General features: G+C 37.5%; 25 protein-coding genes. 8 read left to right on the forward strand and 17 right to left on the reverse strand.

Features of this window, described 5'->3' with window-relative positions:
* Positions 1-140 precede the first annotated feature (140 nt).
* The 4 genes from TOL5_RS06185 to TOL5_RS06200 form a co-directional block, all read right to left on the reverse strand.
* A complete protein-coding gene (locus TOL5_RS06185; protein WP_004829346.1) occupies positions 141-452 on the reverse strand; it encodes a hypothetical protein in 312 nt (103 codons plus the stop codon).
* 73 nt (positions 453-525) lie between these two features.
* Positions 526-837 carry a BrnA antitoxin family protein gene (locus TOL5_RS06190; protein WP_035300040.1) on the reverse strand — a complete coding sequence of 104 codons (312 nt, stop codon included), beginning with the start codon at positions 835-837 and terminating at the stop codon, positions 526-528.
* Positions 824-1,111 carry a BrnT family toxin gene (locus tag TOL5_RS06195; RefSeq protein WP_004829342.1) on the reverse strand — a complete coding sequence of 96 codons (288 nt, stop codon included), beginning with the start codon at positions 1,109-1,111 and terminating at the stop codon, positions 824-826. The genes TOL5_RS06190 and TOL5_RS06195 overlap by 14 nt, the downstream gene beginning before the upstream one ends.
* A gap of 138 nt (positions 1,112-1,249) precedes the next feature.
* On the reverse strand, positions 1,250-2,140 hold the full coding sequence (locus TOL5_RS06200; RefSeq protein ID WP_121774730.1) for a LysR family transcriptional regulator ArgP: 891 nt from the start codon (positions 2,138-2,140) through the stop codon (positions 1,250-1,252).
* A gap of 177 nt (positions 2,141-2,317) precedes the next feature.
* Here TOL5_RS06200 and TOL5_RS06205 point away from each other — a divergent pair, with 177 nt between their 5' ends.
* Positions 2,318-2,917, forward strand: a complete 600-nt coding sequence (locus TOL5_RS06205) for a LysE/ArgO family amino acid transporter (RefSeq protein ID WP_121774731.1) — start codon at positions 2,318-2,320, stop codon at positions 2,915-2,917.
* Positions 2,918-3,067: 150 nt separating this feature from the next.
* Here the strand turns inward: TOL5_RS06205 and TOL5_RS06210 are convergent, their stop codons facing one another.
* The 6 genes from TOL5_RS06210 to dapD all read right to left on the reverse strand — a co-directional run bounded on the left by TOL5_RS06210 (position 3,068) and on the right by dapD (position 7,093).
* Positions 3,068-3,529 (reverse strand): peroxiredoxin, encoded by a 462-nt coding sequence (locus tag TOL5_RS06210; protein ID WP_121774732.1) that lies wholly within the window; start codon positions 3,527-3,529, stop codon positions 3,068-3,070.
* A 3-nt stretch (positions 3,530-3,532) separates the two neighbouring features.
* Positions 3,533-4,234, reverse strand: a complete 702-nt coding sequence (locus TOL5_RS06215) for a diphthine--ammonia ligase (RefSeq protein ID WP_009584142.1) — start codon at positions 4,232-4,234, stop codon at positions 3,533-3,535.
* 63 nt (positions 4,235-4,297) lie between these two features.
* Positions 4,298-4,708, reverse strand: a complete 411-nt coding sequence (locus TOL5_RS06220) for a hypothetical protein (RefSeq protein ID WP_004829333.1) — start codon at positions 4,706-4,708, stop codon at positions 4,298-4,300.
* Positions 4,709-4,721: 13 nt separating this feature from the next.
* Positions 4,722-5,393, reverse strand: coding sequence for a 7-cyano-7-deazaguanine synthase QueC (gene queC / locus TOL5_RS06225; protein WP_009584190.1), 672 nt, complete (start codon positions 5,391-5,393; stop codon positions 4,722-4,724).
* 35 nt (positions 5,394-5,428) lie between these two features.
* Positions 5,429-6,139, reverse strand: a complete 711-nt coding sequence (queE, locus tag TOL5_RS06230) for a 7-carboxy-7-deazaguanine synthase QueE (RefSeq protein ID WP_009584223.1) — start codon at positions 6,137-6,139, stop codon at positions 5,429-5,431.
* Positions 6,140-6,271: 132 nt separating this feature from the next.
* On the reverse strand, positions 6,272-7,093 hold the full coding sequence (gene dapD / locus TOL5_RS06235; protein WP_004829328.1) for a 2,3,4,5-tetrahydropyridine-2,6-dicarboxylate N-succinyltransferase: 822 nt from the start codon (positions 7,091-7,093) through the stop codon (positions 6,272-6,274).
* 304 nt (positions 7,094-7,397) lie between these two features.
* Here dapD and carO point away from each other — a divergent pair, with 304 nt between their 5' ends.
* On the forward strand, positions 7,398-8,147 hold the full coding sequence (carO, locus tag TOL5_RS06240; protein WP_009584129.1) for an ornithine uptake porin CarO: 750 nt from the start codon (positions 7,398-7,400) through the stop codon (positions 8,145-8,147).
* Between the two features lie 74 nt (positions 8,148-8,221).
* Here carO and TOL5_RS06245 read toward each other — a convergent pair whose 3' ends face one another.
* The 7 genes from TOL5_RS06245 to TOL5_RS06275 form a co-directional block, all read right to left on the reverse strand.
* On the reverse strand, positions 8,222-9,439 hold the full coding sequence (locus TOL5_RS06245) for an outer membrane protein transport protein (RefSeq protein WP_009584117.1): 1,218 nt from the start codon (positions 9,437-9,439) through the stop codon (positions 8,222-8,224).
* A gap of 210 nt (positions 9,440-9,649) precedes the next feature.
* A complete protein-coding gene (locus TOL5_RS06250) occupies positions 9,650-10,579 on the reverse strand; it encodes a CysB family HTH-type transcriptional regulator (protein WP_004829323.1) in 930 nt (309 codons plus the stop codon).
* Positions 10,580-10,636: 57 nt separating this feature from the next.
* On the reverse strand, positions 10,637-11,698 hold the full coding sequence (locus TOL5_RS06255; protein WP_004829320.1) for a sulfate/molybdate ABC transporter ATP-binding protein: 1,062 nt from the start codon (positions 11,696-11,698) through the stop codon (positions 10,637-10,639).
* 10 nt (positions 11,699-11,708) lie between these two features.
* Positions 11,709-12,605 carry a sulfate ABC transporter permease subunit CysW gene (gene cysW / locus TOL5_RS06260; RefSeq protein ID WP_009584164.1) on the reverse strand — a complete coding sequence of 299 codons (897 nt, stop codon included), beginning with the start codon at positions 12,603-12,605 and terminating at the stop codon, positions 11,709-11,711.
* A complete protein-coding gene (cysT, locus tag TOL5_RS06265) occupies positions 12,602-13,435 on the reverse strand; it encodes a sulfate ABC transporter permease subunit CysT (RefSeq protein WP_035300041.1) in 834 nt (277 codons plus the stop codon). Before cysT ends, cysW begins: the two co-directional genes overlap by 4 nt.
* 81 nt (positions 13,436-13,516) lie before the next feature.
* A complete protein-coding gene (locus TOL5_RS06270; protein WP_009584152.1) occupies positions 13,517-14,122 on the reverse strand; it encodes an RBBP9/YdeN family alpha/beta hydrolase in 606 nt (201 codons plus the stop codon).
* Between the two features lie 41 nt (positions 14,123-14,163).
* Entirely contained in the window at positions 14,164-15,174 is a 1,011-nt protein-coding gene (locus TOL5_RS06275) for a sulfate ABC transporter substrate-binding protein (RefSeq protein ID WP_035300052.1), read from the reverse strand.
* Positions 15,175-15,336: 162 nt separating this feature from the next.
* Between TOL5_RS06275 and pabC the strand changes: the two genes are divergently transcribed.
* The 6 genes from pabC to TOL5_RS06305 all read left to right on the forward strand — a co-directional run bounded on the left by pabC (position 15,337) and on the right by TOL5_RS06305 (position 20,365).
* Entirely contained in the window at positions 15,337-16,158 is an 822-nt protein-coding gene (gene pabC, locus TOL5_RS06280) for an aminodeoxychorismate lyase (RefSeq protein ID WP_009584155.1), read from the forward strand.
* A complete protein-coding gene (gene mltG / locus TOL5_RS06285) occupies positions 16,151-17,218 on the forward strand; it encodes an endolytic transglycosylase MltG (RefSeq protein WP_009584171.1) in 1,068 nt (355 codons plus the stop codon). Before pabC ends, mltG begins: the two co-directional genes overlap by 8 nt.
* 2 nt (positions 17,219-17,220) lie before the next feature.
* Positions 17,221-17,820, forward strand: coding sequence for a dTMP kinase (gene tmk / locus TOL5_RS06290; protein ID WP_004829305.1), 600 nt, complete (start codon positions 17,221-17,223; stop codon positions 17,818-17,820).
* Positions 17,821-17,903: 83 nt separating this feature from the next.
* The gene (locus tag TOL5_RS06295) at positions 17,904-18,320 is read left to right on the forward strand and encodes a PaaI family thioesterase (protein WP_010591279.1); all 417 of its coding nucleotides are present in this window, start codon (positions 17,904-17,906) and stop codon (positions 18,318-18,320) included.
* Between the two features lie 175 nt (positions 18,321-18,495).
* Positions 18,496-19,485: a hypothetical protein gene (locus tag TOL5_RS06300; protein WP_009584197.1), complete on the forward strand. Its 990-nt coding sequence runs from the start codon at positions 18,496-18,498 to the stop codon at positions 19,483-19,485.
* A gap of 4 nt (positions 19,486-19,489) precedes the next feature.
* On the forward strand, positions 19,490-20,365 hold the full coding sequence (locus TOL5_RS06305; RefSeq protein WP_100885663.1) for a histone deacetylase: 876 nt from the start codon (positions 19,490-19,492) through the stop codon (positions 20,363-20,365).
* The last annotated feature ends 63 nt before the right edge of the window (positions 20,366-20,428 follow it).

Below are 20,428 nucleotides of genomic sequence, written 5' to 3' on the forward strand. Positions count from 1 at the left end.
AAGGCTAATGAGTTTATCTAATATTTTTATCAAATAACTATAAGTAATAATAATTAGCAATAATATGTATTTAAGCTTTCCTAAAATTGACATAATGACCGTTATACGAATAAGAAAATGGGAGCCTATCGCTCCCACCTTTAGTTTTGCTCATGTTCTTTGTAGTACTGATGTGATCTTTTAGAATTATGCTTCCAACTTTTAGCCACTTTGTAGATATAAGTTGGAAACTCATCCCATACATGAGGTAAACCAGCACCACGTGCTACTCGAATTTTAAGAGAATAGTCTTTATATTCAATATAATGAAGAAAATAAAAGCTTCTCTCTTGTTTATTACTAAAATGTTTAAAATAAAAGCTTTTGATATTTGGATAACGTTTCCAAAAATAGAAGCAATCATTACCATTTTCTTCTATAGTTTGATGATACTGATATTTCAGTTTTTTCATTTTTCCTCCTAGGTAACATTACCTAGAAGGGATCCTCTGCGAAGTAGTACATTTCCTTAACCCTATAAGATTATTAATGATTTTTTAAATCTTTTAACATAGCTTCACGCAGAATTTTATTTATGCGTGTCTGATAGCCTTTACCTTGTTCTTTTAACCATGCAAGTACATCAGCATCAAGGCGAACAGAAGTCTGTTGCTTCACTGGGCGATAGAATTGCCCATGACGAACAGCATGACTCCACTCAGTAATTTCAGGAATATCCGATAAGTCTAATTGCTCATCAGGAGTTGATCCTTTCTCAAGCAAGCGTTTAATTTCAGCATCTTGCTTGTCACTGAAATTATCATTCAGTTCTTTGCGTGTATATCTAACCATGCTCATATTTATCCCGCTCTGCTTTGGTTACTTGTCTTGCACTAATGATTCGTATGATTTCACAGTCATCTTCATCAAAGATGGTGTGAGCAACTAAAAGCATTAGTACGCCTTTAACCATACCAATGGATTGCCAACGTTCTTCGCCATCAGTATGTCTATCTTGGATTGATATCCGTAATGGATCTTCAAAAATGAGGCTTGCTGTTTCAAAAGAGACATCATGTTTTTTCTGATTCTTTTGGTTCTTTTCCTCATCCCATTCGAAATACAGTTCCATAAAAAACATTCAATTTTGTATATACAATAATATATCACATATTTATCTTATATAAGATAAAAAGAATAATTTTTGATCAAATTTATTGGCTAAAGATATGGTAATACTCCATTTTTAAATGATTTTTGACTTTTGATATTAGATTAAAATCGCTTGCGTATGTGAAATCAAAGTTGAAGTTAACTGATCCAATTGTTTTGATTGCTGTTTCCAATGATGCCAATAGAGATGTAAATCTGTTCTAGCTTTAGGTAAAATTTCTACCAATTGCCCTGTAGATAATTCTTTCTGAATTTGCATTTCAGGCACCATGCCATAGCCAAGATCAAGCAAAATAGCATCGACAAATGAATTGGTGGAGGGAATAAAGTGGCAAGGATAGCTGTTTGGCATTAAGCCAAAAAGCTGTTGTAAAACCTCGCCATGAACATGATCTTTGTCATTAAAAATCACAGCTGGCGTATGTCTAAGCACTTCCCGATGTAGACCTTGAGCTAAATACTTTTGCACAAATGATGGGGTTGCCACCATTTGATAATTCATTTTGCCTAAATGAATGGCTTCACAACCTTTCATCGCTTGCGCCTCGGTAGATATACAGGCATTGACCAGTCCCGCCTCAAGCAAATGATGGGTTTGGGTTTGATCATCAATCTTAAAATCAATCACAATTTTTTCTTTGATTAAGGTTTGTTGAAAAAGGGGAAGCAGCCAAGTGGTAAGTGAGTCGGCATTTGAGGCAATATTTAATTTAAAAAATTGGGATTGTGCAGATTGTCCTTGTAGACTCTGAATTAAATTTTGCTCCATTAAGCGATGATGCTGTAGAAAAAGTAAAACGTCTTGTCCTGCTTGTGTAACTTTGCAAGGTCTTTCTCGAATAATCAGCACTTGTCCAAGTTGCTTCTCTAAAGTTTGTACTCGAAGTGTGACAGCTGAAGCAGTGATATTTAGTCGTATTGCAGCTTGTTCAAAACTTCCAGTCTCCGCAACAGCCAGAAAAGCTTCACTGTGTTTGCTTTGTAGCATGATTATCCTATTAATTCGTAGCTGTTATTTTGCAGTGTTATATCGTCGTTCAATTATAACGATAAACATAAAATAAGAAAAATTTAGTTAAGTTGAAATTTATTTAGAAATACTCATTTTATCAACTAAATTTGGATAATAGCACCATTTATTAATATGTTAAAAGTGTAGTTTGAGATGTTGCAAAGCTATATGCAGGGTTTGGCAGTTGGATTTAGTTTGATTATTGCAATTGGCGCACAAAATGCATTTGTACTTAAACAAGGTTTAAAAAAACAAAATGTATTTTGGATTTGCGTGGTTTGCGCTGCATCAGATTCGATTTTGATTTTATTGGGCGTGTTAGGCTTTGCAAAAATTATCCAAACTCATCCTGAATTTGTCGATTGGGCAAAATATTTTGGTGCGATTTTTTTATTGGTCTATGGGGTACAACATTTTATTCAAGCTTTTAGAGCGTCCAGCGGTCTGGCTCCAAGTGAAAACAATGAGTCTCAGCTGTTTAAAATGGTCATGATTTGTCTTGCCTTAACTTGGCTTAATCCACATGTATATCTGGATACTGTGGTGTTGATTGGTTCGATCTCAACCAAGTTTGAATCTACTGCTGTGTATTTTGCAATGGGTGCGGTGACTGCATCGTGGTTATTCTTTTTTAGCTTGGGTTTTGGCGCACGTTTTTTATTGCCAATTTTTCAAAATCAAAGATCATGGCAAATTTTAGATTTCATTATTGCGTTAGTGATGTGGGCAATTGCTTTATCGCTGGTGCTTTGATCCATATGCGCTAACAGATTCAGAATGAATTTGGATTGAAAACACTCATGATTGTTGAGTATTTAAAATATCCATGCTTGAGAATATTTTAAATCCCCCTGCAAGCCTAAAAATATTTCAACTTTAGCGCGAGTAGGGGGATAACCATCATTAAGCTTTTTGCAAGGTTTTTAAATCTTCTAAAACTTGTTCAGCGTGTCCCGCAGCTTTTACTTTGCGATATTCTTTGACCAACTTGCCTTGATGATAAATAAATGTTGAGCGTTCTATTCCCATCACTATTTTACCATACATATTTTTTTCTTTGATCACGTCAAAGTGTTTGCATAACGTTTCATCTTTGTCGCTGATGAGATTAATGGTCAATGATTGCTTGTCAGTGAAGTTCTGATGTGCTTTGACTGAATCACGAGAAACACCAATAATCGTTGTGTTCAATGCGTCAAATTGATCTTTGATGCATGAAAAACCAACCGCTTGAGTTGTACAACCCGGTGTGGAGTCCTTCGGATAAAAATATAGAACCAACCAATCTGTACTGAGTTCAGAAAGGTTAATTTCACCAGTTGTTGTTGGAAACTTTTGATTTGGAAGTTTGATTTGTTCAGTCATAGGTTATCCTTCAAGATGATTTTGTTTAAGTTGTAGTGTTAAAAAAGCATAATTTTCATGATAGAGAATATCACCTTTATCAAGCAAAAGTGGTGCTTTAAAAATAGGACCATCAATAAGGGTCGTATGAAATTCACCCGCCTCACCACAAGGATCAATTCCACGCTCAATCAATTCTTTTACAAACTCAACGGTTAGTGTTTGACCAAGATCTTCAACTCGCATACCTAGATTTAAGTTGATCGTGACAATTATGCTGACAAAACCTAATTCAATAAATTCGCTAACAATATCAAGCCGCGGTTTCTGCCATAAAGGCATGACCAAATTTAATTGGCTTTGATCACACATGGATTGATTCCATTGTGCATGTTGAATCAGATCAATATCTCCAGTTACAAGCGTTTCAGCACCTAATCGTTTGGCTTGCTTTAGCAGGCTTAAAAACTGTTGTTCGTAGTCATTCCAAGTTGCTGATGCTTTTAATATCGGTAAACCAATCAACTCAGCCTGTGCATCTATAATATCAAGTGGCATTGCGTGAGAACGAGATTTAAGTCCTTGTTCTTCAAGCATGACAATCAGAACAATAGCTTCTCCCGTTTGCAATGCGTGATATAAGGCGAGACTACTATCTTTACCACCACTATAGGATGCAACAAACTTTTGCTGTTGTATTACAGTTCTGTTCCATGAAGTATGCATCGTATTTATACCATTTACATATAAAAAGAGCCTGCATAGGCAGGCTCTTGAACACAACAAGAATTATTTCTTCGCTTGTGCAGCTTTCATTGCTTCTTCAGTTAAGGTTTTTAATTTACCTGTTAACTGAGGACCAAAACACGTTTGAAGGTCTTGGTTATTTTTTTGAACGAAAGCTAAAGTTGCTGGGCTTTTCTTTTGGTTAATGGCACTTTGAATTTGCCATTTTTGATCATTGGTCAATTTACCGTCAGATTCAACAGCACATGTACAGTATTTGCTAACTTCAGCGGCAGTGAGTTTCCCACCTTTCGCAGTTTCTGTTTTACAAACACCAATCAGTGCAGATTTAACATTGGCACTTTTATAGGCTTGTTGAATTGCATTTGACTCAGCAGCGAAAGCCGTAGATCCCATTAAAGCCGAAGCTGAAAATAAAGCAGAAAGAATAAGACTTGATTTTAAATTTTTCATAAACAGTACCTTGTTATTGCGGTATATAACGTGTTGGGTCTGCAACACCTGCATCTTTAAAGCCTTCTTTACGAAGTCGGCAGCTATCACATTTGCCACAAGCACGTCCTTGGTCATCTGCTTGGTAGCATGAAACCGTTTGACTATAGTCTACGCCATGTTCGATCCCTAAGCGTATTATATTCGCTTTGGATAAATGTAACAGAGGTGTTTCAAATTTAAGAGGTTTTCCTTCTACTCCAACTTTAGTGGCAAGTCGAGCCATATTGGCGAAAGCTTCGATAAATTCAGGACGACAGTCAGGATATCCTGAATAATCAACAGCATTGATGCCGATAACAATGGCTTGGGCATCAAAAACTTCCGCTGCTGCGAGTGCATAAGACAAGAAAATAGTGTTACGTGCTGGAACATAAGTTACAGGAATACCATCAGTTTCATGATCAGGCACATCAATGTTATGGTCTGTAAGTGCAGAACCACCTAAATTACCCAAGTCAATATTGATGACACGATGTTCTACACCAGCATTTTTGGTTAAAGCACGTGCCGCATCAAGTTCCGTGGTTGAGCGTTGACCATACATAAAACTTAATGCGATACAGTCATAATTGGCTTGAGCCCATGCTAAGCAAGTTGTTGAGTCTAAGCCACCAGATAGCAAAACTATGGCACGAGGGCGCATATCCAATTCTCCAAATATTAATAAATAACGGTAGATTAACGACCAGTTTCATCATTCCAAAGCAATTTATGTAACTGCAATTGGAAACGAACAGGGAGATGGTCTTCTAAAATCCATTGGGCTAAATCACGTGCCAGTTGTGGTAAACGTGTTGCACCTTTTTCAACAGCAAAAGCAGGTGAGAACCATACAGTGCTGACTTTTTGATTTAAAGCATAGTGTTCTACTTGCTGTTTTGACCATTCATAGTCTTCACGATTACAAATCACAAATTTGATTTGGTCGTGTGGGGTCAAATGTTCAAAGTTAGTGATTAAATTTCGAGTTACTTCACCTGAAGTAGGTGTTTTTAAATCTAAAACTTTGGAAACACGAGAGTCAACTTTGGAAACATCCAGTGCACCACTGGTTTCTAAAGAAACCTCACAGCCCAAATCAGCAAGACGTTGCATTAATGGCAGTGCATTAGGTTGAGCAAGTGGCTCTCCACCTGTAACACAAATATAGGGAGTTTTATAATCTAAAGCAGTTTGAATAATTTGATCAAGTGATTGACGTTCGCCACCTTCAAAAGAATAAGTGGTATCACAATAGGTGCAACGTAGTGGGCAACCTGTTAATCGAATAAAAACAGTAGGTAAACCTAAAGTATTGGCTTCACCTTGTAATGAATAGAAAATCTCCGTGATACGCAACCCCGCAGATGGATCAGAAACAGGAATAGTTGAAGAACGAAGAGAACTCATGAGATTTACCACAGATTACAAAATGAAAAATCTCTACGATCATTGTTGACCGTAGAGATGGGAGTATTGATGACTCCGCTTGGTGCTTTAGATCGATAATAAATCTAAAATGCAACCAAGAATGAATAAAGCTTAGTCTTCGCGAAGTAATTCGTTCAAGCTAGTTTTTGCACGAGTTTTCGCATCTACTTTCTTGACAATAATTGCTGCATATAAGCTATATGTACCACATTTAGATGGTAGGCTGCCTGAAACAACAACAGAACCTGCTGGTACACGTCCATAATGGATTTCACCAGTTTCACGATCATAAATCTTGGTTGATTGACCGATGAAAACGCCCATTGAAATCACAGAACCTTCTTCAACAATCACACCTTCAACGATTTCAGAACGTGCACCGATAAAGCAATTGTCTTCAATGATTGTTGGGTTCGCTTGAAGTGGCTCAAGTACACCACCAATACCTACACCACCTGAAAGGTGAACATTTTTACCAATTTGAGCACATGAACCTACAGTCGCCCAAGTGTCAACCATCGTACCTTCATCTACATAAGCACCAATGTTGACATATGATGGCATCAATACAACATTTTTAGCTTGGAATGAACCTTTACGCGCTACAGCAGGAGGTACAACACGTACACCTGAAGCTTTAAATTGCTCTTCTGTCCAACCTTTAAACTTAGTATCTACTTTGTCATAGAAACGAAGGTCACAAGATTCGATTGGTTTGTTATCATTTAATTTAAAAGATAATAAAACAGCTTTTTTCAACCATTGGTGAACCACCCATTCACCGTCAATTTTTTCAGCTACGCGAAGTGTGCCGTTATCTAAACCAGCAATAGCTTCTTCAACAGCTTGACGTACTTCAGCAGGGCAATCTACTGCTGTAAAGTTGGCACGGTTTTCAAACGCTTGTTCAATGATCGTTGAAAGCTGAGACATAATCATCCTTCCCAAAAAAATTTTAAAGATTCTACACCAAATTGGACTCAAATTAGAGATAAAATCTAGTTTCAATCGAAAAAACTCATCCCATAATTTAAAATAAAACAATCAAATAAGTGAATTATTAAGTTTTAATTTAATTTATTTCTTTTAAAAACAACAATTAATATCTAATTGTATCAAAAAATAACAAAAAGTAATCAATTTCTCTATTAATTGTGTAGATCGAATCACATATTATCATTTCGAACCAAACACATTAATGATTAAAGAACAAACTCTATTTTTTGAGGAGACATAAATGAAAGTGTTAAAACTATTAGCGGTAACAGCTGCATTATCTGCTTCTGGTCTAGCAATGGCTGATGGGTCTGTTGTTGATCAAGGTTATGCTTTTGAAGCTAATCAATTAATCCCGACAGGTGCTCGTCTTGAAGTAGGTACAACTGGTTACGGCGGTGCTTTACTTTGGACTGCTAACCCATATGTTGGTTTAGCATTGGGTTATAATGGTGGTGATATTTCTTGGTCTGATGATTTGTCTATTGATGGCACTAAATATGACATGGATTTAGACAACAACCTGACTTACTTAAATGCTGAAATTCGTCCTTGGGGTGCAAGTGAAAATGCATTGGCTCAAGGTCTTTATGTAGCAGCTGGTGTGGGGTATGTTGACAGTAAATATGATTTGAAGAAATCATTACATAACTCAAATGATACTTTGAAAATTGATGGTAAAAACTATTATGCGCCAACAGGTAATGGTAGTATCAATGGTAAAGTAGATTATGATAACCAAATTGCACCATACATCGGCTTTGGTTGGGCTCCAAAAATCACCAAAAATATTGGTGTATTTGGTGAAGTTGGTGCTTATTACACAGGTAATCCATCAGCTAACTTAAAAGCTGTTGGTTTACAAGAGGTGGGTAGTTTAGATCCAACTTCTGGCGCAGATGCAGCTGATCGTTTAGAAAATAAAATCCGTAACGATGACAAATATCAATGGCTTCCAGTAGGTAAAGTAGGTGTAAGCTACCACTGGTAATTCATTCGGGATTTGTATAGAAAAAACGAGCTTCGGCTCGTTTTTTTATGTATAGAATAAATGATCAAACTAAGCTAAAAACGGTACCCAATACGAATTCCATGTGCAAATGCAGTATTTCGACCTACTTCGGATAAAGTAGAATTTTGAGTGATTGGGCTATTGGCATCCAAATCTGCAATTTTTGCTTTATTAAATCGAAAATACTTGATGCCATAGGAAATAAAACTGCTTTTATTGATGTTATATAAGCTACCTAAGCCTAATGCATAAAAGCCGTCAGAAGGATTGAGCGTTCCAGCAGGATTATCACTGCCCGAATCCCATGATATATCAGCTGTGGTAAGCCATTGATCTGAAAGCATATGGGCAATACCGAGTTTTGCAGACCATTGATTGTTTTTATAGTCAATCAGATTGAATGGTTTGATTAATTCAGGATATTGTTGAACTGCATAATCAACCACAGCACCAAATTGTCTAGGCTGAATTTCAAAGTCTTTCCAATTGACCCAACGAAGCTGACTATAGACAATATTGTTTTCTGTTAAACCAGACTGAATTTCTAAATTGACAGATTGTGGTGTAGAAATTCGCGTTTTTTCAAACGGAATTACTGTTAAATTTTGCCCAGAAATATACTCTGTCACTGCTGATTGATGATTGATTTTAGATCGATAAGTCAGTGAGCTTTTTAAGGCATATTCTGGAATTTGATAACTTAAACCTGCTAACCATCCATGACCAGCACTTTGCTTAAATTTTGCCTGATAGCCACTCAGTGCTGAATAGTTTGCACCAAAAATATTTAATTCGCCTTCAAATTGTTGATAAACCGCTCCAGTATAGATATTCCAATGAGTAGTAGGTTGATAACCCACCAACATGGTGAGATTTTGACTATCAAAATTAAATTGACCAGACTCTAAAAGTTGTTTTTCATGATTAGTCTGAGGGCGGTATTGATAAGCAATGTCAACACCATAAGGTTGGTCGTAGATTAAACCAAATGACCACTGTGGTGCGATTTGTAATTTTGCTGCTGCATTGACGAAATGATAAGTATTGACCAAGTTGCCTGTAGAAAAATCATCAATACCTTGTTGTTTTAATTGTTCGTGTTGAGGTAATTGTCCAGATACATCAGCATAAAGCTCAGCATAAGATAGTTCTAGGTAATGATTCGGTTCAAGAAAAGTGCGGACGGATTGATCAGATTTTTCCATACCTGCGGCATGACTAAATAGAGGAATAACGCCCCCGATGGCTAAACCCCAGATCTGATAATTCATCCTTGTCCCCAAAATGACAATATTAAAATATGATTTAGACTAAATTTTATACTAAAAAGATTCTCTTTTGATAAATAATAAATAAAATCAATAGTTTTAGTTTTTCTTAAGAATATGCGTTGTGCTTTTGGATATTTTAATTTAATGAAGAGAGAGCGCAAAAATGCGCTCTTTCTTATCTGTTTGGCTGATTAAGTTTCTTGTATAAACTTAATCTTCAGGGTAGGCGATTTTCTTTAAGGCTTTAATATCCGCCTCTGGTGAGCAGAGTGAAATAAACTCATAACCATAACCACGCAGTAAATGACCTTTACGTACTGCAATCCAAGTGGTATTTAAACCAAAAATATCAGTATCAATTTGTTTTAAACGATGATCACGTTCTGTATCGTAAGCCACATCATTGACAATACCAACACCCATGCCAAGCTCAACATAGGTTTTTATCACATCGGCATCCAGTGCAGACATCACGATATCAACATCAAGATTGGCATCTTCAAAGGCTTTATCAATTTTTGAACGACCTGTGAAACCACCGTGATAAGTAATGATTGGATATTCAGCCAATTTTTCTAAAGTAATGTCTTTAGGATTAAGTTTAGTCAGTGGATGGTCTTGAGGGGTAATAATGCTGTGTTTCCAATTATAGAATGACACGCTTCCCAAGTTTTCTTCGGTTGTCAGTGATTCAGTCGCAATACCAATATCTGCCAAACCTAAAAGTAACATTTCTGAAATTTCAACAGGACTGGCTTGTTGTAAAATCAAATGCACTTTCGGAAATGCTTTTTTAAATAAATTCACGATTGGGGGTAACACATAACGTGCTTGGGTATGTGTTGTTGCAATCGTCAATGTCCCTTCATCGACTTTATTAAAGTCATCTGCAAGACGTTTAATGTTGTCAGCATCAATCAACATACGTTCAACAATACTGAGCAAGGCTTGTCCTGGTTCTGTTAAGCCTAATAGGCGTTTGCCTTTACGAACAAACAGTTGCACACCTAATTCATCTTCTAAATCTTTGATGTGTTTACTGACACCTGATTGAGATGTGTAAAGTGCAGCTGAAGCTTCAGTTAAATTGTAGTTTTGACGAACCGTTTCTCGGATAATTCGTAATTGTTGAAAGTTCATGATGTTCCATACCTCAAATGTGGATGAGTAGGTGGGGAGTACTCATCCTGTCGACGATTACGCGACTTGATTTTCAAATAGGTGAAGTGTAGATGCACTTACCCAAACTGTTTGATTTGGTCTGTATTGATGTAATTTTGCTTCTTCTGGATTTAAAGCAATTTCAATCAGTTGTCCTTGGCGATCTTGTAACTCTGCCATGACTTTACCGGCAATCCATAATTCACGTAAGAAGGTTGCTTGAATTGCATTTTCAGTCGGTTGTGCGTGAATTCTCAATTCATTTGGTCGAGCAAAAGCAATCACTTTACCATCAGCCGTATTTTGCGTTGAAGGCAGTTGGATTCGATCATCACCAATTTGAATAATACCTTGATGGTTCTCACCTTCAAATCGATTCGCTTGACCTAAAAAGTCAAAGACAAATGGTGTTGCTGGTTTCTCATAAACTTCTCGTGGCGAGCCAATCTGTTCGATATCACCTTTATTCATCACCACGATTTGATCGGCGACTTCCAATGCTTCTTCTTGGTCATGGGTCACAAAAATAGAGGTGATATGCAATTCATCATGCAGGGTTCTGAGCCAACGACGCAATTCTTTACGGACCTTGGCATCAAGTGCACCGAATGGTTCATCCAGTAACAACACACGAGGTTCAACGGCTAAGGCACGTGCCAAAGCAATACGTTGACGTTGACCACCAGACAGTTGCGCAGGATAGCGATCTGCCAAGAAACCCAATTGAACCAGATCCAGCAAACGTGTAACACGTTTTTTAATTTCAGTTTCATTCGGGCGTGTTGATTTAGGACGAACACGTAAACCAAATGCGATATTGTCATACACAGTCATATGGCGAAATAAAGCATAGTGCTGAAATACAAAGCCCACCTGACGTTCACGTACGTGAATATTGGTTGCGTCTGTACCCTCAAGAATCACTTGACCTCGATCTGCTGATTCTAGACCGGCGATAATACGAAGTAGTGTGGTTTTACCACAACCTGAAGGTCCAAGTAAGGCAACCAGTTGACCTTCTGGAAAATCCAGAGAGATGTTTTTAAGTGCATGGAATGCACCAAAGTTTTTTTCAATATTTTTAACTTGAATACTCATGTGCAATTCCTTAAGAAACAGTAGATTCTTTACTTTCACGGTCTTGTTTTTCTTGGCGATATTCAACCCAGGTTTTTAAAATAAGGGTAATAATTGCCAAAAATGCTAACAAGGTCGAAACCGCAAAAGCAGCACTAATCGAATTTGGTTCGTTATATAAAATTTCAATATGTAAGGGTAAAGTATTGGTTTCACCACGGATATGCCCAGATACGACCGACACTGCACCAAACTCACCCATTGCACGGGCATTACACAAAATTACGCCGTAGATCAGCCCCCATTTAATGTTGGGAATGGTGATTTTCCAAAAGGTTTGCCAACCTGATGCGCCGAGTACAATTGCCGCTTCTTCTTCCTCTGTACCTTGAGCTTCCATGAGTGGAATTAATTCACGGGCAACAAATGGAACGGTAATAAATACGGTGGCAATGATGATTGCAGGTGTGGCATATAGAATTTTAATGTCATGTTCAATTAACCATGACCCAATCCAACCTTGCGAACCAAAGATCAATACCAGCATCATACCCGCAATCACTGGTGATACAGAAAATGGAGCATCAATAATCGTGGTGAGGATAGACTTGCCACGGAAATTAAATTTAGCGACACACCATGCGGCAGTAACACCAAAAATAACATTCAGTGGAACGGCAATTGCTGCGGTGAGTAAGGTGAGTTTCACGGCAGATAAAGTGTATGGATCGATCAATGATGCGAAATAAACCTGAACTCCTTGTTTCAATGCCTCAACAAAAATCAGCACTAAAGGAAGAACTAAGCAACTCAGGAAGAAGATTAACCCAATAATAAGTAGGGTATAACGCACCCATATTGGTTCACGGGTTGCATCACGAGATTGTAGCTTTTCAGCCAAGGCATTGCTGTTGGTATTTAAGCTCATCGAGCAGTTCTCCCTGTACGGCGACTTGCCCAAGCCTGAATCAAGTTAATCAGTAGTAAAATAAAGAAAGAAATAATAAGCATTACCACAGCAATGGTGGTTGCTCCAGCATAGTCATATTCTTCTAAACGGGTAATAATCATCAATGGTGCAATTTCAGTTTCGTAAGGAATATTCCCTGCGATGAAAATAACTGAACCATATTCACCAACGCCCCGTGCAAATGCTAAGGCAAAACCGGTTAACAATGCTGGGAAGAGAATAGGTAAAATGATTTTAGTCACGATTTGAAAACGATTAGCACCGAGTGCAGAAGCGGCTTCTTCCAGTTCTGTTTCAAGGTCGCTCAATACAGGTTGCACTGTGCGTACAACGAAAGGGATTCCGATAAAAATCAGGGCTAAGGTAATACCCAGAGATGTATAGGCGATTTTAATCCCTAATGGTTCAAGCAATTGTCCAATCCAGCCGGTTGAGGCATATAAAGAGGTCAGAGCAATACCTGCAACAGCGGTAGGTAGAGCAAAAGGTAAGTCGACTAGAGCATCGACTATACGTTTGCCTGGAAATGAATAACGGACTAAGCACCACGCCAATAAAAAACCAAAAATCACATTGATCAAGGCTGCAATGAGAGCGGTGGTAAAACTGAGCTGTAATGATTTTAAAATACGTTCAGAGCTCAAGATTTCCCATAAACCATCCCAACCTACGCCTAATGATTTTATGAATACGGCAGAAAGTGGTATCAGTACGATTAAAGATAGATACGCTAGGGTGAAGCCTAGTGAAAGACCAAAACCTGGCAGCACTCGGGATCGCTGCGACATGATGACTCCTCAAAAGAGAGAAAGCTTATTGAAATCAATAAGCAAATTTAAAACGATTTTTGCAAGCTTAAAAGGCAATGGTTAAATTGCAAATTTAAAAAACAACTTGGTATCATCAGTATTACTCATAAAGATTTTTTGTTGCTCTATGATTAAGTGATCATATATTTCTGGAAAATGTCCAAAACCTGAAGCAACATTGATATGACCGACTTGACCTAAATTTCTTGGCTTGATTTTCCAAGCACGCGCCAATTTTTGAGCATCTTCAAAGTCTAACCAAGGGTCATTTTCAGAAATAATCATTTCAGCTGGAACAGCAATATTTAAGGTTTGAAAATAATTTTCATAATTGCCAATACTGTTTCGAGCAAAACCAGCTTCACCAAAACGTGTAGGATTAGCTGGTGCAACTAAAATAACTTTTCTCACTTTAGTGGTAATTTCAGGATGTTGTGCCAAAGCTGCAACAGTCGTCAAGCAACCAAAACTATGTGCAACAATTTGAACAGGCTGAGGCGCATTCAATACAGTTCTGACAAATTCAGCAACCCAGTCTTTTAATATAGGTAAGTTCCAATCCTGTTGCTGTACACGAGAGCATGACATGAGTTCACGTTGTAATTTAGACTGCCAGTGATCGTAATCGCTTCCACCAACGCCCGGAACAATAATGGTGTGAATCATGTCGGTGCTCCTGTTTTTTAGTTTAAGTTGATTGAGATCAGTTATTTACTACTCGCATTGGCTTTAACAATTTGATCAAATACACCATTGTTGTCAAAGTGTTGTTTTTGAACTTTTGTCCAGCCACCAAACTCTTTATCAATTGTTACCAATTTCAATGGCTTGAATGTGGTTGAATATTTTTGCAATGTCGCAGCATTACGAGGACGATAGAAGTTTTTAGCGGCAATTTCCTGACCGGCAGGTGAATACAAATAGTTTAAATAAGCTTTCGCTAGATTTAAATTACCGTCTTTTTCAGCATTCTTTTCTACGATCGCCACTGGTGGTTCAGCCAAGATCGATAATGATGGGGTGATGATCTCAAACTTACCTGGCTGCTCACGGGTAGACAGATAAGCTTCGTTTTCCCAAGCCAATAACACATCACCGATGCCACGTTCGGCAAATGTGGTTGTTGCACCGCGCGCACCTGAGTCAAGCACTTTGGTTTGTTTATAAATTTGACGAACAAAATCTTGCGCTTTTGCATCTGAACCATATTTATGCTTTGCCCAAGCCCAAGCTGCTAAATAGTTCCAACGTGCACCACCCGATGTTTTCGGGTTTGGTGTAACGATTTCTACGCCCGGCTTAACCAAATCACCCCAGTCTTTGATTCCTTTTGGATTACCTTTACGCACCAAGAATACGATGGTAGATGTATATGGTGTTGAGTTCTGAGGAAATTTCTTTTGCCAGTCTTTTGGCAATAAATTGGTACTTTGTGCAATCGCATCAATATCTGCTGCTAAAGCAAGGGTAACCACATCAGCCTGTAAACCATCAATCACTGCTCGTGCTTGTTTGCCTGAACCACCATGAGATTGTTTAAACTGAATGTCTTGCCCTGTTTTAGACTTCCAGAATGTCGCGAATTGTTTGTTGAAGTTATCGTACAATTCTCGTGTTGGATCATAAGATACGTTTAAAAAATCTTTTGCTGCCACGCTGAAAGATGTGGTTGAAATCAGTGCTGCTGCTACAGCAAATTTAAGTTTAGAGAACTGCATTTTTTGCCCCATTTATTTCTGAAGTTCGGTAAGATGGTGTAAGCATAATGCGAGTCTTTATTCATAAAAAATAATAAAAAACGAATTTTATATGAATAAAAGAGAAATAGATGTTATGTATGTTTCAAAATGTAATTGGGTAAAGCCACAGGAAATTGTGTAATGATCTGTTTTAAAAATGCTCAACAAATTGATTCTATTCCACTTTTGGATCGAGCATTTCATTATGGTGATGGTTGCTTTACCACAGCCAGATTTCATCAAGGAAATTTTGAACTGGAGTCTTTGCATCGTGCACGAATAAAATTGGCGGCAGAACGACTTTATCTAAATTTTGATTTTGAGCTTTTGGATCAAAGCTTGGCGTTACTCAAGCAACAATTTAGTATTTTAAACGGGACGCTCAAACTTGTTTTGAGTCGAGGTGAGGGGGATCGTGGTTATGCGATGCCTGATCATGATGCTGATTTTTATTTGATGTTTTACCCAAAAGCGACCAGTCATTTTCAACCTGAATTTATTCAAAGTGGTGTTTTAAATCAGGCGATTGGTTTATTAATGCCCAATTTAGTGGGTTTGAAAACATTGAATCGTTTAGAACAGGTCATGCTAAAAAAAGAAGCACAACAAAATGGCTGGATAGAAGCACTGGTGACCGATGTGCAAGGTTCAATTGTCGAAGGGATCAGCAGTAATTGTTTTTTTCAAATAAACAATACATGGATTACCCCTGAACTTCGCTATAATGGTGTGCATGGGGTGATGCGTGCTGAAATATTGTCACGAATGCAACATGATGGTGTTTCCTGTGAACAACGTTTTATTGATATGGATGAAATTAAGTATATTCAGAGTTTATTTTTCTGTAATGCATTAAGTCCAATGAAAGCGGTGACAACATTGAATCATCTGAATTTAGACACTCAACCTTGTGTTGAGTTATTTAACACTTTAAATTTAAGTCAGTTTAATTCTCATGCCTAAAGCGAAATCTAAGCCCAAATCTAAAAAGAAGACTCAAGCCAAAGCAGGCACGAACATCTATAAAGGCATTGCAATTTTTGTGGTGGTTTTTTTAGTCATCATTGGCATTATTTTAAAAATGAGTCTTTTTAAAAGCTACCCAGTTTCTGGAGCGAAACAAAAGCTTTCCATTACAAACGGAGAAACCTATACAGGTTTTATTGATGATTTAGCCAAAGAAGATAAAGTCAATTTTCCAATTATTTTAAAGTTGTATCGTAAGATTTTCATTCACGATACCATGAAAGCTGGAGTCTATGAAGTCAGCAAAGGCATGAGTGTACGCCAAGTTTTAGAAATGGTGTCAAATATTGAAAATGCTCAAATGAGTCGACTTTTGGTCATTGAAGGTACAACGGCAAAGCAACTGATTCAATCTTTAAATAAAGATCCATTGATTGAAAAATCGGTGATTCAGCTTCCTCGTGGCGAGATGCTAAAAGTATTGGGTATTCCTTATGAGCATCCAGAAGGATTGTTTGCGCCAGACACCTATTTTTTTGATAAAGGGGCTACCGATAAGCAGATTTTGACAGATTTGTATCAGCGTCAAATGAAAATCTTAGATGATGCTTGGGAAAAACGCGCACCAAACTTACCTTATAAAACAAAATATGAAGCCTTGATTATGGCGTCGATCATAGAGAAAGAAACCAGTGTCGACAGTGAGCTTAGGCAAGTTTCTGGTGTATTTTGTCGCCGTTTGAAATTGGGAATGCGTTTACAAACGGATCCAACCGTAATTTATGGTATGGGGGATAAATATACAGGTAAGATTTCAAAACAAGATTTGCGTACGCCAACCGCCTATAATACCTACACGATAAATGGTTTACCGCCTACGCCGATTGCGCTACCAAGTAAAAAAGCGATTGAAGCGACAATGCATCCAGATGATTCTGAAAATATTTATTTTGTTGCAACTGGAAATGGTGGTCATAAATTTAGCTCAAATTTAAATGACCATAATCGTGCGGTACAACAATATATTGAAGTTATGCGATCTAAAGTTAAGGAATGAGTATGTTTATAAGTTTTGAAGGAACTGAAGGGGTAGGAAAAACCACACTCATCCAAAAATTGTATGAACATTTTCAACAGCAAGGTAAACAAGTTGTTTTAACGCGTGAACCTGGTGGCACACCTTTAGCTGAGCAAATCCGTTCATTGTTGCTGTCTGTAAATCATGAAGAGCAAATGAGCCATGATACTGAGTTATTGTTGATGTATGCAGCACGCGCGCAACATTTGGCAGCTGTGATATTACCTGCATTGGCACAAGGCAAAATTGTATTATGCGACCGTTTTGTCGATTCAAGTTTTGCCTATCAATGCGCTGGTCGTGGTTTAAGTCGGGAAAAGTTACAACTGTTAAATCAAAATTTTGTTTCTAAAATGCCAGATATTACTTTTTGGTTAGATGCACCGATTGAACTTGGGATGAATCGTGCACGAGCTCGAGGCGCTTTAGATCGTTTTGAACAAGAAAAAGTGGTGTTCTTTGAGTCTGTACGTAGTGGCTTTTCTGAAATTCACTTACGTGATGCGCAAAGAATGAAACGTTTAGATGCTACTCAAACACCAGAGCAAGTCTTTGCAGAAGCTTTGCGCTACCTAAAATAACTGTAATTGATTCATTTATTCTGATGTTTTCAATCTCAAAAGTCTTTATATTGTTTTAGGTCAAGGATATAAAGACGTGAATGATGAAAAGTACAAAAACTGAAATCGTTGAATTTTTACAGCAATTTTTTTCACCAAGCTTAGCGCGTTGTGAAATCGAAGAAGTGACTGAAAAAGGTGCTTCTTTGGTTTGGCATGTCAGTGATCAAGACATTCGCCCAGGTGGAACAGTATCAGGTCCAACCATGATGGCATTGGCTGATTTTGCCTTATATGTGGCGATTTTAGGAGAAATCGGATTAATTGGCTTGGCTGTAACGACCAATATGAATATCAATTTTCTACGTAAGCCTACTGGCGGTGTAGATATTCGTGGTGTTTGTAAATTAATGAAGGTCGGTAAAGCTCTAGTTGTCGGTGAGGTATGGATTTACTCTTTAGATTCAGATGATCCTGTTGCTCATGTCACTGGAACATATTCAATTCCTCCACAAAAATAAGCAACGTGTATAAAAAGCACAAATACTTCATTTATTAGGTGAAATATATCATTTAATCTAGCTGGAATTCGCTTTGAGATGCTATATTGAGTTATCTCGGGGATAATGCTAATTTATTCATAATAAATAGTTTATTTTTAAAAATTAAATCATTTTATAAAACGGAATAGAGAATATGTCATCAGATCATGAAGTCGTTCGTTTGTTTAAGGAAAATGTTTTTCCCTTATCAAATAAATTGACAGAGATGTTAAATGAACACTATTCGCATCAGACGGAACGCCGAGGTTGTGGATACACACAAGCAACTCGAGTCTTGGCTGAGTATATTAATTTTCCTCGTGACAACGTTGAAGCGACGGATTTAAAAATATTTCAAGACTATGACTTTAAAAGATTAAAGAAAATTATTGATCAAAAAAATATCTATGGTTTTGATATTGAGGATTGGCATAATCTAGATCAAAACCGCTCAATTGAAAACTTTCTCGCTGACCCGCAGCAACAAAAAAATGATGATTTTAGAGTTCTTGTTGAGCAAGAGGTTACGACCCAAGCAAGTTTAAGAAAATTATTTCAGCAGGCTGAACTTGAAGAAAGCCAAATCATTTGTTGTATGTTGGAAGATGTGATTTTACCGAAGACAGCCGAAAAAACCGGTTATGTTGAAATCCAAACATTAGCGGGAAAACCTAAAGTAGGTTCTTGCCCAATGGCTGAAAATTTTTTCCTGAAAATCGCGCACCGTTCAATGCTGAGACAAGGTTCAATCAATATTTTTATCGATGAACAAAACCGCCCATTATTGATTGAAAAAATGAATATGGGGGATGATCATTCCTGTATCAACTTACAACCTTTAATCATGAATGGTATTCGCATTCCAGTTGGTTCTTTATTTTCGGTAGAATATGATATTGAACAAATTGACAATAAAGTGCCTAATCAAGAATTCAAAGGTTATATCATTCCATATAAAGAAATTCAGGGTTTTTGGTTTTTACGATTGACCACTTTAGCGATCTCACCTGAGAATCGGAAAAGAGCGTTCACTACCCATTTTGAACAACAAGTGAATAATGGATTATTTAGTCCTGATACAACCTTAATTAAACAGCTGAATGACGTTGCATTATCACAATTGAGAGTCGCTAGTCTCGGATAACTTTATGTTAAATGTTTGTTTTTCATCGCGCTATTTTGCTCAAACACATACCAATAGCATGGAAAAACTTGTTGCAGTTGCCGAGCAATTACAACAATTCAATCATTATAAATTTCACGAACCCCAACCTATAGATCCAGAAATTTTAAAAGCCTTGCATTCTCCAAGATATGTGGAGGCATTTTTAACAGGACAACCGACTAAACTTGCAACTTTTGCTGGTTTTAAACCATGGAATGAACAATTACGTGACGCAGTTTTGTCCATCAATGGTGGGCAAATACTGGCGACGGAGCTGGCTTTTCAACATGGTATTGCAGCCAATATTGCACAAGGTTTTCATCACGCCAATTATGACTATGGCGGTTCATATTGTACCTTCAATGGCTTGGCACTGATTGCGCAGCATTTTGCGAATAAACGAATCTTTATTTTGGATTGTGATCAGCATGGTGGCGATGGAACTGCTGAATTTACCCGAAGATTAGAGAATTTATATAATTTTAGCATTTATGGTTTGGCATTTGGCTATCCAACGTATGAACGTGCCGAAAGTCGCCATGTACATACGAAGCATGGGAGTTTTGCGCAGTATACCATGGCGATACATGAGGCTTTTCAACGAGCCAATGAGTGGAAGGCTGATATAATTATTTACCAAGCAGGCATGGATTGCCATCAAGCAGATCCTTACGGTTCAGCGTGGTTGAGTACAGAGTTAATTCAAAAACGCGATGAAATGGTATTTAATCTTGCGAAGCGGGAAGGAATTCCACTGATGTTTGTGCTGGCAGGTGGATATCAGAAGCTTGAGGATTTGGTCAATTTACATGCTCAAACTTTTCATACAGCACATCAGATTTATTATAAAAAACCATAAAGATAAAATTCATAAAAATTTGGCTGGATTACCCTATTTTTTGGCTCAATTGGGTAATGTGTA

The organism is Acinetobacter sp. Tol 5, from assembly GCF_019702905.1.
Classification (GTDB): Bacteria; Pseudomonadota; Gammaproteobacteria; order Pseudomonadales; family Moraxellaceae; genus Acinetobacter; species Acinetobacter bereziniae.

What these genes read in the sequence shown, in the direction of transcription:
- TOL5_RS06185 (WP_004829346.1), bottom strand. Translation starts at nt 452, where the DNA reads ATGAAAAAACTGAAATATCAGTATCATCAAACTATAGAAGAAAATGGT.
- TOL5_RS06190 (WP_035300040.1), bottom strand. Translation starts at nt 837, where the DNA reads ATGAGCATGGTTAGATATACACGCAAAGAACTGAATGATAATTTCAGT.
- TOL5_RS06195 (WP_004829342.1), bottom strand. Translation starts at nt 1,111, where the DNA reads ATGGAACTGTATTTCGAATGGGATGAGGAAAAGAACCAAAAGAATCAG.
- TOL5_RS06200 (WP_121774730.1), bottom strand. Translation starts at nt 2,140, where the DNA reads ATGCTACAAAGCAAACACAGTGAAGCTTTTCTGGCTGTTGCGGAGACT.
- TOL5_RS06205 (WP_121774731.1), top strand. Translation starts at nt 2,318, where the DNA reads ATGTTGCAAAGCTATATGCAGGGTTTGGCAGTTGGATTTAGTTTGATT.
- TOL5_RS06210 (WP_121774732.1), bottom strand. Translation starts at nt 3,529, where the DNA reads ATGACTGAACAAATCAAACTTCCAAATCAAAAGTTTCCAACAACAACT.
- TOL5_RS06215 (WP_009584142.1), bottom strand. Translation starts at nt 4,234, where the DNA reads ATGCATACTTCATGGAACAGAACTGTAATACAACAGCAAAAGTTTGTT.
- TOL5_RS06220 (WP_004829333.1), bottom strand. Translation starts at nt 4,708, where the DNA reads ATGAAAAATTTAAAATCAAGTCTTATTCTTTCTGCTTTATTTTCAGCT.
- queC (WP_009584190.1), bottom strand. Translation starts at nt 5,393, where the DNA reads ATGCGCCCTCGTGCCATAGTTTTGCTATCTGGTGGCTTAGACTCAACA.
- queE (WP_009584223.1), bottom strand. Translation starts at nt 6,139, where the DNA reads ATGAGTTCTCTTCGTTCTTCAACTATTCCTGTTTCTGATCCATCTGCG.
- dapD (WP_004829328.1), bottom strand. Translation starts at nt 7,093, where the DNA reads ATGTCTCAGCTTTCAACGATCATTGAACAAGCGTTTGAAAACCGTGCC.
- carO (WP_009584129.1), top strand. Translation starts at nt 7,398, where the DNA reads ATGAAAGTGTTAAAACTATTAGCGGTAACAGCTGCATTATCTGCTTCT.
- TOL5_RS06245 (WP_009584117.1), bottom strand. Translation starts at nt 9,439, where the DNA reads ATGAATTATCAGATCTGGGGTTTAGCCATCGGGGGCGTTATTCCTCTA.
- TOL5_RS06250 (WP_004829323.1), bottom strand. Translation starts at nt 10,579, where the DNA reads ATGAACTTTCAACAATTACGAATTATCCGAGAAACGGTTCGTCAAAAC.
- TOL5_RS06255 (WP_004829320.1), bottom strand. Translation starts at nt 11,698, where the DNA reads ATGAGTATTCAAGTTAAAAATATTGAAAAAAACTTTGGTGCATTCCAT.
- cysW (WP_009584164.1), bottom strand. Translation starts at nt 12,605, where the DNA reads ATGAGCTTAAATACCAACAGCAATGCCTTGGCTGAAAAGCTACAATCT.
- cysT (WP_035300041.1), bottom strand. Translation starts at nt 13,435, where the DNA reads ATGTCGCAGCGATCCCGAGTGCTGCCAGGTTTTGGTCTTTCACTAGGC.
- TOL5_RS06270 (WP_009584152.1), bottom strand. Translation starts at nt 14,122, where the DNA reads ATGATTCACACCATTATTGTTCCGGGCGTTGGTGGAAGCGATTACGAT.
- TOL5_RS06275 (WP_035300052.1), bottom strand. Translation starts at nt 15,174, where the DNA reads ATGCAGTTCTCTAAACTTAAATTTGCTGTAGCAGCAGCACTGATTTCA.
- pabC (WP_009584155.1), top strand. Translation starts at nt 15,337, where the DNA reads ATGATCTGTTTTAAAAATGCTCAACAAATTGATTCTATTCCACTTTTG.
- mltG (WP_009584171.1), top strand. Translation starts at nt 16,151, where the DNA reads ATGCCTAAAGCGAAATCTAAGCCCAAATCTAAAAAGAAGACTCAAGCC.
- tmk (WP_004829305.1), top strand. Translation starts at nt 17,221, where the DNA reads ATGTTTATAAGTTTTGAAGGAACTGAAGGGGTAGGAAAAACCACACTC.
- TOL5_RS06295 (WP_010591279.1), top strand. Translation starts at nt 17,904, where the DNA reads ATGAAAAGTACAAAAACTGAAATCGTTGAATTTTTACAGCAATTTTTT.
- TOL5_RS06300 (WP_009584197.1), top strand. Translation starts at nt 18,496, where the DNA reads ATGTCATCAGATCATGAAGTCGTTCGTTTGTTTAAGGAAAATGTTTTT.
- TOL5_RS06305 (WP_100885663.1), top strand. Translation starts at nt 19,490, where the DNA reads ATGTTAAATGTTTGTTTTTCATCGCGCTATTTTGCTCAAACACATACC.